Annotated in this window: 13 protein-coding genes; 8 read left to right on the forward strand and 5 right to left on the reverse strand. The window is 71.7% G+C overall.

Features of this window, described 5'->3' with window-relative positions; genetic code table 11:
* Positions 1-70: 70 nt before the first annotated feature.
* Positions 71-1,354, reverse strand: coding sequence for an isocitrate lyase/phosphoenolpyruvate mutase family protein (locus B0I31_RS03690; RefSeq protein WP_106613816.1), 1,284 nt, complete (start codon positions 1,352-1,354; stop codon positions 71-73).
* A gap of 65 nt (positions 1,355-1,419) precedes the next feature.
* Here B0I31_RS03690 and B0I31_RS03695 point away from each other — a divergent pair, with 65 nt between their 5' ends.
* The gene (locus B0I31_RS03695; RefSeq protein ID WP_219910579.1) at positions 1,420-2,100 is read left to right on the forward strand and encodes an ArsR/SmtB family transcription factor; all 681 of its coding nucleotides are present in this window, start codon (positions 1,420-1,422) and stop codon (positions 2,098-2,100) included.
* A 24-nt stretch (positions 2,101-2,124) separates the two neighbouring features.
* Here the strand turns inward: B0I31_RS03695 and B0I31_RS03700 are convergent, their stop codons facing one another.
* Both B0I31_RS03700 and B0I31_RS03705 read right to left on the reverse strand, forming a co-directional pair.
* Positions 2,125-2,874, reverse strand: a complete 750-nt coding sequence (locus B0I31_RS03700) for a PP2C family protein-serine/threonine phosphatase (protein ID WP_106613818.1) — start codon at positions 2,872-2,874, stop codon at positions 2,125-2,127.
* Positions 2,875-2,952: 78 nt separating this feature from the next.
* Positions 2,953-4,008 (reverse strand): ROK family transcriptional regulator, encoded by a 1,056-nt coding sequence (locus B0I31_RS03705; protein ID WP_106613819.1) that lies wholly within the window; start codon positions 4,006-4,008, stop codon positions 2,953-2,955.
* 53 nt (positions 4,009-4,061) lie between these two features.
* On the opposite strand from B0I31_RS03705, the gene B0I31_RS03710 reads away from it, so the two are divergent.
* The 4 genes from B0I31_RS03710 (at position 4,062) to B0I31_RS03725 (ending at position 7,395) form a co-directional block, all read left to right on the forward strand.
* Positions 4,062-5,081, forward strand: a complete 1,020-nt coding sequence (locus B0I31_RS03710) for a Gfo/Idh/MocA family protein (protein ID WP_106613820.1) — start codon at positions 4,062-4,064, stop codon at positions 5,079-5,081.
* A complete protein-coding gene (locus B0I31_RS03715; RefSeq protein ID WP_073887295.1) occupies positions 5,078-5,539 on the forward strand; it encodes a heme-degrading domain-containing protein in 462 nt (153 codons plus the stop codon). Before B0I31_RS03710 ends, B0I31_RS03715 begins: the two co-directional genes overlap by 4 nt.
* A gap of 168 nt (positions 5,540-5,707) precedes the next feature.
* A complete protein-coding gene (locus tag B0I31_RS03720) occupies positions 5,708-6,856 on the forward strand; it encodes a serine hydrolase domain-containing protein (RefSeq protein WP_106613821.1) in 1,149 nt (382 codons plus the stop codon).
* Between the two features lie 44 nt (positions 6,857-6,900).
* A complete protein-coding gene (locus tag B0I31_RS03725) occupies positions 6,901-7,395 on the forward strand; it encodes a carboxymuconolactone decarboxylase family protein (RefSeq protein ID WP_106613822.1) in 495 nt (164 codons plus the stop codon).
* Positions 7,396-7,469: 74 nt separating this feature from the next.
* Here B0I31_RS03725 and B0I31_RS03730 read toward each other — a convergent pair whose 3' ends face one another.
* Positions 7,470-8,579: a serine hydrolase domain-containing protein gene (locus B0I31_RS03730; RefSeq protein WP_106613823.1), complete on the reverse strand. Its 1,110-nt coding sequence runs from the start codon at positions 8,577-8,579 to the stop codon at positions 7,470-7,472.
* A gap of 265 nt (positions 8,580-8,844) precedes the next feature.
* Here B0I31_RS03730 and B0I31_RS03735 point away from each other — a divergent pair, with 265 nt between their 5' ends.
* Positions 8,845-10,467, forward strand: a complete 1,623-nt coding sequence (locus B0I31_RS03735; RefSeq protein ID WP_106613824.1) for a glycosyl hydrolase family 18 protein — start codon at positions 8,845-8,847, stop codon at positions 10,465-10,467.
* A 113-nt stretch (positions 10,468-10,580) separates the two neighbouring features.
* On the opposite strand, the gene B0I31_RS03740 is transcribed toward B0I31_RS03735, so the two are convergent.
* Entirely contained in the window at positions 10,581-12,350 is a 1,770-nt protein-coding gene (locus B0I31_RS03740; RefSeq protein WP_245949641.1) for a M14 family zinc carboxypeptidase, read from the reverse strand.
* Between the two features lie 154 nt (positions 12,351-12,504).
* Between B0I31_RS03740 and B0I31_RS03745 the strand changes: the two genes are divergently transcribed.
* Positions 12,505-12,744 carry a DUF2630 family protein gene (locus B0I31_RS03745; protein WP_106613825.1) on the forward strand — a complete coding sequence of 80 codons (240 nt, stop codon included), beginning with the start codon at positions 12,505-12,507 and terminating at the stop codon, positions 12,742-12,744.
* A gap of 68 nt (positions 12,745-12,812) precedes the next feature.
* Positions 12,813-13,625 (forward strand): MerR family transcriptional regulator, encoded by an 813-nt coding sequence (locus B0I31_RS03750; protein ID WP_245949642.1) that lies wholly within the window; start codon positions 12,813-12,815, stop codon positions 13,623-13,625.
* Positions 13,626-13,705: the final 80 nt, after the last annotated feature.

The raw sequence follows: 13,705 nt of genomic DNA on the forward strand, positions 1-13,705 counted from the left end.
CCCCGAGTTCTACGTTCAGGTCAGGCCTGCTCGTCCTGAGCGTTGAATTCGGGGGTCCTGGAGGTTCGACTCACGGGGTGGTGAGGGATTGGGTTTCGGGGTAGGTGGGGAGGTCGGTGGGGGTGGGGGTGCCGGAGCGGACGGCGGTGGCGGTGCGGACGGCCGCGGCCAGGGCGGCGCGGAACGGGAGCGAGCCCGTGCTCACCCGGCGGACGCCCAGGTCGCGCAGGGTGTCGGTGGGCAGTGAGGGCAGGGTGTTCAGGGGAACGGGGACGGCGGCGACGATGGCGGCGATCCCGGGCTCCTGGTCGAGGCCCGGGACGAAGATGCCGTCCGCACCGGCGTCCACGTAGGTCCGTGCGCGGGTCAGGGTCGACTGGTGGTCGACGGACAGCCAGTGCGTGTCGACGCGCGCGTTGACGAACAAGCCCGGTGCGGTCTCCTTGAACGCGCGGATGATCGCCGCCTGCTCCGCCGGGTCGGCCAAGCCGGAGCCACGGCCGTCCTCCACGTTCACGCCCGCGACGCCCAGCTCCCACAGCTCCGCCGCCAACCCGCGCGCGTCGCCGAACCCCGCCTCCACGTCCACCGTCACGGGCACGGGCAGCCGCACCAGCAGTCGCGCCAACGCCACCGTCTCCGCCCGCGCCACCCCCGCCGCGTCCGGCAGTCCGTGCGCCACCGCCACGCCCAGGCTCGTCGTGCCCACCGCCGCGAACCCGGCCCGCGCGAAAGCCGCCGCCGACGCGAAGTCCCACGCGTTCGGCAGCACCAGGAAGTCGTCGTGCAGCCGGTGGAACGCCCGCGCGCCCTCCGCCAGCGCCAACGCGTGCGCCTGCCCCGGGCACGCGTGCCGCCCGGCACCGAACCACGCGTCACGCAGGTCCACCTCGACCACCGAACCGCCCGGCGCGACCCGCCGCGTCACGGGCACCGGCGGCTCCTGCCCCGCGATCATCGCCCGGGTAGCCGCACCGGCCTGCACCAGCACCCCGATCAGGTTGGCCGTCTCCTCGTCCCACACCCCACCGCACACCGCGACCAGCCGTGCCACCGCCGCGTCGGCCTCGGCCGTGACGGGCACGTGCGGCTGGTAGCACGAAGCCACCACGGCGACGTCCGGCGCGACGGACCGCGGCAGCCCCAACGCCTCCGCCAGCACGGCAACCGGCTCACCGGCCCGCCGCAACGACGCCGGGTCGACCCCCGCCAGCACCCGCTCGACCGACGCCCGCCGCCGCACGTGGTCCGCGCCCTCGCTGAACCGGGCCACCCCCGCCCGCAGCCAAGCCACCCCGGCCGACGCCGGCGGCACGGGCGGAACCACGTAGGACGAATCCCTCAGCACGTTCATGCCGCCCAACGTAGGCCGCCATCACTTCGGTGTACGCCGAACCGTCACGAGCGCACAATGGCCCCGTGGCAGCCGACGAACTGGCGACCCTCGCCGCCCTGCTGGCCGACCGGAGCCGAGCCCGCTTCCTGCTCGCGCTCCTGGACGGCCGCGCGTGGACGTCCGGTGAACTGGCCCAGGCCGCCGAAGTCGCGCCGTCCACGGCCAGCGAGCACCTGACCCGCCTGGTCCAGGGCGGTCTCCTGGTGGAACGCCGCCAGGGCCGCCACCGCTACGTCCAGCTGGCCGGCCCGAAGCAGGCACGCCTGCTCGAAGACCTGCTCGCCTACCTCGGCCCCACCGACCCGCCGAAGCCGACGTTGAGCGCGTCCGCCGCCAACCAGGCCCTGCGCCGCGGCCGGACGTGCTACGACCACCTCGCCGGCCGCCTCGGCGTGGCCATCACCGACGCCATGGCGGCCCGCGGCCTGCTCACCGAGGACCTCACCGTCACCGACGACGGCCTCACCTGGCTCACGGACGCGCTCGCGTTCACCCCGCCGGCCACCCGCCGACCGCTGGCCAGGCCGTGCCTGGACTGGACCGAGCGCCGCTCCCACCTCGCGGGCGCGGTGGGAGCGCACGTGTGCACCCACCTCCGCGCCAACGACTGGGTGCGCCGGATCGGCACGGGACGCGCGGTCCGCCTCACCCCGACCGGCGAAACGGCCCTGCGCGACCTGCTCGGCGTGTCACCGCCCGCGTGAGACCAGTCCTCTGTGGACAGACGCCTAGCGCGTCAGCCACTTCGGCAGCCACGACGAGTTGCCCGCGGGCAGCACGTCGACCACCACGCAGGTGATGTTGTCCGGCCCGCCGCGCGCGTTGGCCGCCTCGATCAACGTCCGCACGGTCTCGTCACCGTCCGCCGACGCGGTCAGCAGCTCGGCGATCTCCGCCGGGGCCACGACGTCCGACAGCCCGTCCGAGCAGATCAGGTACCGGTCGCCCGCCTCGACGTCGGCGAAGAACAGGTCCGGGTCGTGCGCGCTGCCCGCCTGCAACGCGCGCATGAGCATGGACCGGCCGGGGTGCTCGGCGGCCTGCTCGGCGGCCATCCGCCCGTCGTCCACCAACGCCTGGACCATGGTGTGGTCGCGGGTGATCTGGCTCAGCTCGCCCTCGCGGACGACGTAGCAGCGCGAGTCGCCGATGTGCCCGACCGCGAACCGCTCGCCGTCCCACAGCAGCGCGGTGAGCGTGGTGCCCATGCCGCGCATGTCGAAGTTCTCCTCGGCCAGGTCGGTCAGCCGGATGGCGATCTCCCGCGCCGCCCCGGACAGCTCGCCGAGTGGGTCGTCGGCCTCCACGTCGAGGTCGGCCAGCACCGCCACCGCGATCGAACTCGCCACTTCGCCGTACGCGTGCCCGCCCATGCCGTCGGCGACGGCGAAGAGGCGTTCGCTGAAGTACACGGAGTCCTCGTTCGCTTCACGGCGCAGGCCGGGGTCGGTGCCGACGGCGTACCGGAGCGCATACATGCCGCACAGTGAATCACCCGCACGGGTGCCCGTGAGCAGGGCATGTCCAATCCGGCCGGCGGGGACGGCCCGGATCGGTCAGCGGGGACGGCCGTAGAACTCGCTCAGGAGGAGCATCGCGGCCCCGGCCGCCACCACGTCATCACCCAACGGGGTGATCGACACGTCCACCGGCAGCCACTCGTCCTTGGGCAGCCTGGCCCGCACGCCGTCGCGGTAGGCGGCGGGCTCGGCGAGCACCGCGCGACCGGCCAGCACCACGTGGTCGATGTCGAGCAGCTGCACGAGGTCGGCCACCGCCACGCCCACGATGTCCGTCGCCTCGACCAGGTCGCCGCGGGCGGCGGCGAGGTTGTGCAGCGCCTCGATGCACCCGCTGCGCCCGCAGACGCACGGCGGGCCGTCGAGCTGGAGGGTGGTGTGCCCGTACTCGCCCGCGTTCGTGCGCACGCCCCGGTGCACGCGGCCGTCGAGCAGCATCCCGATGCCGAGGCCGGTGCCGACGAGGACGAGCACCGCGTCGCGCAGCTCCTCGCCGCGCCGCCACGCCTCGGCGACCACGGCGGTGTTGGTGTCCTTGTCGAGCACGACCGGCAGGCCGAGCCGCTGTTCGGCCAACGCGCGCAGCGGCACGTCTTGCCACTCGGTCAGGCCGGTCGGGTAGTGCACCACGCCCGTGCGGTGGTCCAACGGGCCGACGAACCCGATGCCGACCCCGAGCAGGCGCTCACCGCGGAGGCGTTCGCTGCGCAGGCCGTCGACCAGCCGGTTCAGCTCCTCCACGAACGTCGGCGGGTCGAAGTCGCGCGGCAGCGGCGCGACCGCCCGGTCCAGGACCGTGCCCGCGAGGTCGGTGAGCACGACCCGCAGCTCGTCGCGCTCGACCTGGGCGCCGAGCGCGAGCCTGGAGTCGGCGACGAGCTTGAGCAGGGTGCGCGGCTTGCCGACGCCGACGTTGCGGGTGCCGGACTCGACCAGCAGGCCGTCGTCGATGAGCCTGCTGACCACCTTGGACACCGCCTGCGGGGTCAGCCCGCTGCGGTCGGCCAGTTCCACCCTGGTCACCGCGCCGGAACGGGCCAGCCCGAGCACCACCGCGTCGTTGTACCCCCGCAGGAAGCGCAAGTTGGCCACGGGTCCATCATCGCACCTGGCTTTTTACTACACGCCGTTGCTTTAATCGGCGCATGCCTCTCCGCACCGGACTGCTCGGCTACGGCATCGCCGGCCGGGTGTTCCACGCACCGCTGATCGCGACGACGCCCGGCTTGGAGCTGAGTGCCGTCGTCACCGCCGACCCCACCCGCCGGGCGCACGCCCAAGCGACCTACCCCGGCGTCCAACTGCCGCGGGCGGTCGAGGAGCTGTTCGCGCTCGACCTGGACGTGGTCGTGGTCGCCACCCCCAACCGCACCCACGTGCCGCTGGCGCTGGCGGCGATCGAGGCGGGCCTGGCGGTCGTGGTGGACAAGCCGTTCGCGCCGACCTCGGCCGACGCCCGCCGGGTGCTGCAGGCGGCGAAGTACCGGGGCGTGCCGGTGACGGTGTTCCAGAACCGGCGGTGGGACAGCGACTTCCGCACGGTCCGGTCGCTAGTGGCCGAGGGCGCGCTGGGCACGGTGACGCGGTTCGAGTCGCGGTTCGAGCGGTGGGTGCCGGACGTGTGGGACAACTGGCGCGAGTTCGGCGCGCCCGAAGAGGCGGGCGGACTGCTGTACGACCTGGGAGCGCACCTGGTCGACCAGGCGTTGGAGCTGTTCGGCCCGGTGTCGACCGTCTACGCGGAGCTGGACCGGCGGCGGCCCGGCGTCGAGGTGGACGACGACGTCTTCGTGGCGCTGACGCACGCGAACGGGGTGCGTTCACACCTTTGGGCCAGTTCCGCCGCGCCGGACCACGGGCCGCGGCTGCGGGTGCTTGGCTCGACCGGCGCGTACGTCTCGCACGGCCTGGACCGGCAGGAGGAAGCCCTGGCCGCGGGCAAGCCATTTGACGATTTGTCGACAAATGGCCGCTTGGGGTTGCTGGACGACGCCGAGGAGGTCGTCGGGCTGCCCGGCGCGTACTCGGAGTTCTACCGGCTGCTGGTCGCCGCGCTGACCGAGGGCGGCCCGCTGCCGGTCGAGCCGGAGTCGGCCGTGCGGGCGCTGGAAGTGATCGAGGCGGCGTTCACCTCCGCCCGGACCGGACAGGTGGTGTCGCGATGAGCTTGCTGGAGACGTTGGCCGAGCAGGAGGCACGGCTGGTGTTCACGTCGTTCGACAACGAGGTGGCGCTGGCGCTGGGCGCGTTCCTGCTCCAGGCCGCGCGCGAGCGGTCCCTGCCCGTGACGATCTCGGTGCGACGCGGGCAGCAGCGCCTGTTCCACGCGGCGCTGCCCGGGACGTCGGCCGACAACGACGAGTGGATCGACCGCAAGAGCCGGGTCGTCGACCGGTACGGGCAGAGCTCCTACCGGGTCGGCGAGAGCTTCCGCGCGAGCGGCAAGACGTTCGAGGCGGACTCCCGCCTGGACCCCGACCGCTACGCCGCGCACGGCGGCGTGTTCCCGGTGAACGTGGCCGGTGTCGGCTTGGTGGGCACGGTCGGCGTGTCCGGCCTGCCCCAGGCCGACGACCACGCGTTCGTCGTGGAACAGGTGGAGAAGTTCCTCGCCACCACCTAGACCGCGGGCGCGCCGGTTGCCGCCCAGCCGGCGCGCCCTTACCCACCAGACGGCCCGTCCTGCCCCCGGACGGGCCGTCTGGCGTTTCGGCGGTCCGGTCACATCCCCGGCGACCCGTGCGTCATGCCACCGACGAATCGGTGACACGACGATCGGAGCGGCACGGCGATGAGCGACAGCGAAGTCCACGGCACGGTGGGCGACGGTTTCGAGGCGGTGCGGGAGGAGTTCGCCCGCGCGGTCGACCCGGGGTCCGGTGCGCAGTTGGCGGTCTACGCGCACGGACGTCGAGTGGTCGACCTGTGGTCCGGTGACCCGGTCACCGGCGACACGCTGACCGGCGTCTACTCCGCGACCAAGGGCGCCGCGACGGTGACGGTGGCGGTGCTGGTGCAGGACGGCGCGCTGGAGCTGGACCGGCCCGTGGCGCACCACTGGCCGGAGTTCGCCGCCGCGGGCAAGGATCGGATCACCCTGCGGGACGTGCTCACCCACCGCTCCGGCGTGATCGGCGTGGACGGCGGCCTCACCGCCGACGAGCTCGCGGACGACGAGGTGATCGCACGGCGGCTGGCGCGGCAGCGGCCGTACTGGCGGCCGGGCTCGGCCTACGGCTACGGCGGGTTCGTGACGTTCGCGATCGTCGGCGAGGTCGTCCGCCGGGCCACGGGCCGGTCGCTGCGGGAGCACTTCGAGGAGCGGGTGCGGGCGCCCCACGGATTGGACCTCCACCTCGGGCTGCCGGAGGCGCTGGAGGACCGGTACCGGGAGGTGCTCCCCGGGGTGGCGAGCCCGGAGGAGCTCGCCTCGTTCTGGGCGGACGTCCCGGGACCGCACAGCCTCACCGGCATCGGCTACGCCCTGAACTCCACCCCGCCGCTGGACCAGGTGGCCTTCCTCAACACCCGGCGGGTGCGCGCGCTCGGCCAGGCCTCCGGCGGCGGCGTCGGCAACGCCCGCGGGCTGGCCGGGTTGTACGCGGCGGCGGTGTTCGGGCTGGACGGCCGCGACCCGCTGCTCGACCCCGACACCGTGGGCGAGTTCGCCATGCTCCACTCCACCGGTCGCGACCTCGTCACCGGCGAGGCCGGCCAGTACTCCCTGGGGTTCCAGGCCAAGGGCGCCCGCTACCCGTTCCTGAGCGCGAACGCGTTCGGCCACAACGGATCGGCGGGCGCGGAATCGTTCGCCGACCCCCTCCTCGGCGTCGCGTTCGGCTACACCCGCCGCCGCTTCGCCTTCGACTGGTCCTACCCCGAGCACGACCGGCTGGCCGCCGCCGTCACCTCCGCCGCGCGCGAAACGTCAGCGCAGTGACCACCACAACGACCACCACCGAACCCCGAAAGGACTCCCCCGAGATGACCTCCGCCCAGGACACCCTCCAGTCGCGTCTGCCCAACCCCGCCGTGCTGGTCCCCGAGCTGCCGCAGATCGCCGGAGCGCTGTTCCAGGCGGTCGGCAACGGCTCCATCCCGCAGACCACCGTCAGCCTGGTGCAGCTGCGCGCCGGCCAGATCGTCGGCAACACCTACCTGACCACCCTGCACACCGGGAACCTGCGCAAGGCGGCCGAGACGGAGGACCGCATCACCGCCGTCGCGTCCTGGCGCGACGCACCCCACTTCACCCCCGCCGAACGGGCCGCGCTGGCGCTCGTCGATGCCGTCCTCACCCCCAACCCGCACGGCGAGCGCGTCTCCGACGAGCTGTACGCCGAGGCGTCCACCCACTACGACGACAAGGCGCTCGCCACGCTCACCATGGCGATCGGCCAGGTCTGCCTGTTCATCCCCGTCGCCCTCATCGGCAAGCCGCTCCCCGGTGTCACGCCCGCGGAGCAGTGGCGCGGTTGAGGCGACGAGCGGTGAGGGCGCCGGGCGCTCCCCGGCGCCCTCACCGGATCAGCGCCTCGACGGCGCCCGCCGGGTCAGCAGAACACCTCCATCAGCATCTCCTGGCGGCCCGCGAGGTCACCGGGGTCGGGCGCCGAGGTCACCGAGGCCGTCATGCGGGTCTTCGTGTCCGCGGTGCTGACCATCAGGCTGGCGTAACCGGGGATGCCGCCGCTGTGGCCCCAGACCGTGACACCGCACGGCAAGCCCGTGGCCTGGATGCCCAGGCCGTAGTCCTCGGTGGCCGGCGAGGCCGACAACAGCTCCGCCTGCTGCGCCGGGCGGAGCAGGCGACCGTCCAGCAACGCGTCCGCGAACCGGTTCAGGTCCGCCGTCGTGGAGATCATCTCGCCCGCCGCGTACGCGGCCGAAGGGTTGAACTCGGTGATGTCGACGACCTGCCCGCCCGCGCGGATGTACCCGTGCGCGTGCGGACCGGGGACGTCGGTGCGGGTGCCCGGCACGGACGTCGACCGCAGGCCGAGCGGGCGCAGGACGCGCTGCTCCACCGCCACGCCGTACGGCCGGCCGGTGACCTTCTCGATCAGCATCCCGGCCACGACGTAGTTCGTGTTCGAGTACGACCAGCCCGTACCGGGCTGGAAGTCGAGCGGTCGGGCCGTGGACAGGGCCACCAGCTCGGCGGGCGCCCACGTCTTGTATCGGATGCCGACCACGCCCTCAGGGTCGAGCGGTAACGCGGACGTGTAGTTGTAGAGCCCGCTGGTGTGCTGCAACAGGTGCCGCACGGTGATCCGGTCGCCATCGGGCAGCAGGCCGGGCAGGTACCGCCGCACCGGCGCGTCCAGCTCGACCTTCCCCTCCCCGACCAGCTGGAGCACGACGGTCGAGACGAACGTCTTCGTGATGCTGCCGATCCGGAACCGGCCATCGGTCGGCACCGGGCGCGGCGAGCCGACCCGCGCCGTGCCGCTGCGTGCGGTGAACTCGTGCCGCCCGTCCACGACGCGGACCTGGACGCCCTGCGCCCCCGTGCGCGTCAGGTCGTCCAGTGCCCGCTGCAGGACCTGCCGGTCGATGCGGCCGGCCTGCCCGACCGAAGGCTCGGCCACCGCCGTCCCGCCGATGCCCACGACCGCCAACCCTGCGGCGGCGACCAAGGCGATTCCCCTCTTGCCCGTCAACGCGGTCCTCCCTCTGTCCCCGTCGAGACCCCCTCGACGGGTCCGAGTCTGGCCCTCCGGCGAGGTTCGCACGTCGGACCCTGGTCTGGGAGGGAGTCAGACTTTAGGCTCGTCAACCCTTAGTGGTCCACGCTCTCCGGAACCGGTTCCGAAGGGTTCTCCACTAGTCCGTTCGAGTGACGACAATGGTCTAGACCTTGACCGTGAAGTGGTCTGAACCACATGGTGGCGTCAACCCTGCACTCCTTTCCTGACAAGGAGCACGATGTCCAAGATCCGATGGCATGTCACAGCGTTGTTCGTGGCGGTCGCCACGTTGGTGGTGGGGCTGGTCGTCGCACCCGCGGCCAGCGGTGCGGGCGGCGTCTCGGCCACCTTCAGCAAGGGCTCGGACTGGGGCACCGGCTACGAGGGCAAGTACACGATCAAGAACGGCGGCACGGCCGCCCTCACGTCGTGGACGGTCGAGTTCGACCTGCCCGCCGGCCACCGGGTCAGCTCCGTGTGGGACGGCTCCCACACCGTCAGCGGCCAGCACGTGACGGTGAAGAACACGTGGAACGGCAGCGTCGGCGTCGGCGGCTCGGTGAGCTTCGGCTTCAACGTGACGTACTCCGGCGCCTACAGCGGGCCGGCCAACTGCAAGCTCAACGGCGCGTCGTGTGACGCCGGTGGAACCACTACCACCACCACGACCACGACGACCACCACTACGACGACGACCACCACGGGCACGACCACGACGACGACCACCAGCAACCCGCCGGTCGGCTCGAAGAAGAACCTGGGCTACTTCACCCAGTGGGGCGTCTACGGCCGTCAGTACTTCGTCAAGAACATCCACACCTCCGGCTCGGCCTCGAAGCTGACGCACATCAACTACGCGTTCGGCAACGTGCAGAACGGCCAGTGCACCATCGGTGACGCCTACGCCGACTACGACATGGCCTACACCGCGGCCAACTCCGTCGACGGCGTCGCCGACACGTGGGACACCGGCGCCCTGCGCGGCTCGTTCAACCAGCTGCGCAAGCTGAAGAAGATGTACCCGCACATCAAGGTGCTGTGGTCGTTCGGCGGTTGGACCTGGTCCGGCGGCTTCGGCCAGGCGGCGCAGAACCCGGCCGCGTTCGCCGAGTCGTGCTACAAGCTGGTCGAGGACCCGCGCTGGGCGGACGTGTTCGACGGCATCGACATCGACTGGGAGTACCCGAACGCCTGCGGCCTGACCTGCGACACCAGCGGCTTCGGCTCGTTCAAGACGCTGTCCCAGGCGCTGCGCAGCCGGTTCGGCGCCAACTACCTGGTCACCGCCGCCATCACGGCGGACGGCTCCAACGGCGGCAAGATCGACGCGGCCGACTACGGCGGCGCGGCGCAGTACCTCGACTGGTACAACGTCATGACCTACGACTACTTCGGCGCGTGGGCGGCGCAGGGCCCGACGGCTCCGCACTCGCCGCTGACCTCGTACTCGGGCATCCCGACCGCCGGGTTCTACTCCGACGCCGCGATCCAGAAGCTGAAGGGCAAGGGCGTGCCGGCGGCCAAGCTGCTGCTGGGCATCGGCTTCTACGGCCGCGGTTGGACGGGCGTGACCCAGTCCGCGCCGGGCGGCACGGCGACCGGCGCCGCGCCGGGCACCTACGAGGCGGGCATCGAGGACTACAAGGTCCTCAAGACCAAGTGCCCGGCCACCGGCACGGTCGCGGGCACGGCGTACGCGCACTGCGGCAACCAGTGGTGGAGCTACGACACCCCGTCCACCATCGGCGGCAAGATGGGCTACGCCAAGACCCAGGGCCTGGGCGGCGCGTTCTTCTGGGCGCTCGACGGTGACACGTCCAACGGCGAGCTGATCACCGCCATGGGCAACGGCCTGAAGTAACACCCGCACCACCGCGAAGGGCCCTGCGGGCGTCTCCCCCGCAGGGCCCTTCGGCCGTCTTGGGCGTGACGAGGGCCCGCGTGCCGCGGCACGCGGGCCCTTGTCGTGAGTGGCTAGACCGTCAGGCTCCACGAGTTCAGGTAGCCCGTGTCGGCCGAGTACACGTCCTGCACGCGGAGCTGCCACGCGCCGTTGCGCGCCTCCGACGACACGTTCGCCGTGTACGTGGTGTCGATGTTGTCGCCCGAGTCGTTGTTCGACGCCTTCAGGCGGTACGCCGTGCCGTCCGGCGCGACCAGGTCGAGCACCAGGTCACCCCGGTAGGTGTGCACGATGTGCACCTCCACCTGCGAAGACGCCGAAGCGGTCCCCTCGCAGTTGGCGATCGTGATGGTGCTGGTGACCGCGGCACCGTTGTCCGGGATGGCGACGTCGGCGTCGTTGGTGGCCTTGGCGCACCCGACCGGCGGGTTGCCACCGCCGCCGTACGGGTTGGCCGCCTTCTTCGCCGCGTACATCAGCATCGGCTTCGTCTTCGGCCAGAACGTCGACGCCTGGCACGAGTACGCCGGGAAGAACCCGGAGCACGTACCGGACGACGGCCCGATCTCCCACACGAACGACGCCACGCCCAGGTCGTCGTACACCCAGTCGTCCGTCGCGCCGGCCGCGTTGTAGAGCACCTCGCCCGGCTGCCCGTACTGCCAACCGCCGGCCAGCGACGCCATGTCCCGCGCCATCCCGCGCAGCGCCGCGTCGTTGCCCGTCTTGTACGACGTCGTCCAGCCCCACGGGAACAGCACCAGGTTCGAGTAGCTGTGCATGGAGATCACGACACCGGTCGTGTCGGCGGGCGCGGCGTCGGTGTTGCCGGTGCCGCGGCGGTCGCGGTAGAGGTTGCGCCACAGCGCCTGCAGCGCCTTCGTCTCCACCTCGGAGTTCGCCGAGGGCCCCTTGTACGTCTGGTCGCACGGGTTGGACGACGTGCCCGCGCCACCCCAGTGGGAGTCGGTGTTGCGGTTGAGGTCGACGCCGATCTGCGACGACGACGTGCCGGAGCAGTTCGACCCGTTCGTGGTGTTGGCGTTCTTGCGCTGGTAGCGCGGCGAGTTGCCGCCCTGCTGCACGATGTTCACGCCGTCCGGGTTGGCGATCGGCACGACCCACACCTCGGTCGTGTCGAGCAGCGCGGTGACCTCGGCGTCGACCCCGTAACCGGTGGTCAGGTGGTCGATCCACTTCCACGCCGTGTCACCGGTGGTGAGCTCGCGGGCGTGCAGCTGGCCCATCACGAAGAACCGGGGCTTCGGCGCGGACGTGTTCAGCGCGCAGTCGCCCGCGTTCTTCTTGGTGATGCAGATGGCGCGCAGGTCGTACCCGCCCGCGCCCTGGGTCTTGCGCCACGAGTCGCCGTAGTCGACCAGGGTCGTCAGGTTCGGGTACTGCTGCCCGACCTGGTCGAGGTGCGACCAGTGGGCGTTGATGGTGCGGTAGCCGCCGTAGTAGGTCTCGTTGATGTCCGCCGCGTCGAACGTCGGCGACTGGGACTTCTTGGCTGGCGGCTGCCACTCGGGCGCGGGCAGCACCTCGTCGATGACGGCGTCGAAACCGGCCTTCTTCAGACTGGCACCGGTGCTCGCGTCGCCGAGCACGAACAGGTAGTCGCCGTCCCGGTCCTCCAGCACGTCGAAGCCGCGCCCGAGCAGGTTTTGGGCGGCGGCGCCGAGCGGCGCGTGGACCTTGTAGACGTAGGTGGGTCCGGCTTGGACGGCGGCGACCTCGGGTGCGGGACCGGCGGTGCCGGGCGTGCCCCCGGTGACCACCGCGGCCGCCGCGACACCGGCTATGGCCAGTGTCAGCAGTGAACGTCTGGTCGACTTCACGGTTGTTCCTCCTAGGCAGGGTCGAGTCGGAGGATGAGGGACGAACCGCCTCCTTGCACACCCGCCAACCGGCCATTACTCACCGTCGTGGCAGCGGTGTTTTGACAGATGCCGGTGAGGTACCCCGGCTCTTGGTCCGGATGGAGGAGGCGTCGTGACGGACGAAGAACTAGTCGAACGAATCACTCGGCTGGTGGACGAGGAGCACCGGTTGGAGGGGTCGCGCATCGGCGAGGGCCTGAGCGAGAGCGACACCCGGCGGCTGCGCGACCTGGAAGTCGCCCTGGACCAGACCTGGGACCTGCTGCGCCAGCGCCGGGCGCGCCGGGCGGCGGGCCTGGACCCGGACGCCGCCGAGCCGCGCGACCCCGGCACGGTCGAGAACTACCGGTAGTAGTCACGCCCGCGGTTGACTCGTCCCTTGGGGCAGCCCGCAAGGTCGTCGCCATGGAGGATGTGGCGGTGACACGGCTACTGGGGATCGGCGAGTTCGCCCGCCGCTCACGGCTGTCGGTGAAGGCGCTTCGGCTGTACGAACGGCAAGGCCTGCTGCGGCCGGCCGTGGTCGACACGGGCAACGGCTACCGGCGCTACCGCGAGGACCAGCTGGGCCCGGCACGCCTGGTCGCGCTGCTGCGCAGGCTGGACATGCCGCTCGCGGTGGTGGCGAGGATCGTCGCCGCGCCCGAGGACGACCGGGCCGGGCTGGTGGCCGAGTACTGGGCCGAGGTCGAGCACCGGATGGCCGTGCAGCGCGGCCTGGCCGCCCACCTCCGCGTCGTGTTGTCCGGAGGGAAGGGGTTGCTGGAGATGTACGAGGTCAAGCAGCGCGAAGTACCCGAACAGGTGGTCTTGACGGAACAACGTCACCTGAAGCAGCCGGCGCTGTCGGCGTGGATCGAAGACTCGACGGACCGACTGCTCAAGATCGCGGAGGACTACGGGGGCATCTCCGGAGCGCCGTTCGTCATCTTCCACGGCGAGTTGAACGAGGACAGCGACGGACCGGTCGAGTCGTGCGTGCCGATCGGAGTGGCGGAGCCGCCGAGCGGGGTCGCGGCCCGGGTCGAACCGGCGCACCGGGAGGCGTACGTGCGGCTGGCCAAGGCGCAGGTGGTGTTCCCGCAGATCCTGTCGGCCTACGACGCGGTCGCCGAGTGGATCAAGGAGAACGGGTCCACCATCGCCGATTCACCGCGCGAGGTCTACTTCGCGGATTGGGACGGCGCGGGCCCCGAGGACGAGGTCTGCGACATCGCGTTCCCCATGCGCTGACGCACCGGACGTGAGAGCACCGCGCGGGACCTTCCCATGAACACCCGCGCGGTGCTTTCCCTTCCGCAACCCTGCAATTC

Source organism: Saccharothrix carnea (genome assembly GCF_003014735.1).
Classification (GTDB): Bacteria; Actinomycetota; Actinomycetes; order Mycobacteriales; family Pseudonocardiaceae; genus Actinosynnema; species Actinosynnema carneum.

Excerpts from the sequence above, each read along its gene's own strand:
- B0I31_RS03710 (WP_106613820.1), top strand. The coding sequence starts at position 4,062 with ATGCCTCTCCGCACCGGACTGCTCGGCTACGGCATCGCCGGCCGGGTG.
- B0I31_RS03690 (WP_106613816.1), bottom strand. The coding sequence starts at position 1,354 with ATGAACGTGCTGAGGGATTCGTCCTACGTGGTTCCGCCCGTGCCGCCG.
- B0I31_RS03715 (WP_073887295.1), top strand. The coding sequence starts at position 5,078 with ATGAGCTTGCTGGAGACGTTGGCCGAGCAGGAGGCACGGCTGGTGTTC.
- B0I31_RS03725 (WP_106613822.1), top strand. The coding sequence starts at position 6,901 with ATGACCTCCGCCCAGGACACCCTCCAGTCGCGTCTGCCCAACCCCGCC.
- B0I31_RS03700 (WP_106613818.1), bottom strand. The coding sequence starts at position 2,874 with ATGTATGCGCTCCGGTACGCCGTCGGCACCGACCCCGGCCTGCGCCGT.
- B0I31_RS03735 (WP_106613824.1), top strand. The coding sequence starts at position 8,845 with ATGTCCAAGATCCGATGGCATGTCACAGCGTTGTTCGTGGCGGTCGCC.
- B0I31_RS03720 (WP_106613821.1), top strand. The coding sequence starts at position 5,708 with ATGAGCGACAGCGAAGTCCACGGCACGGTGGGCGACGGTTTCGAGGCG.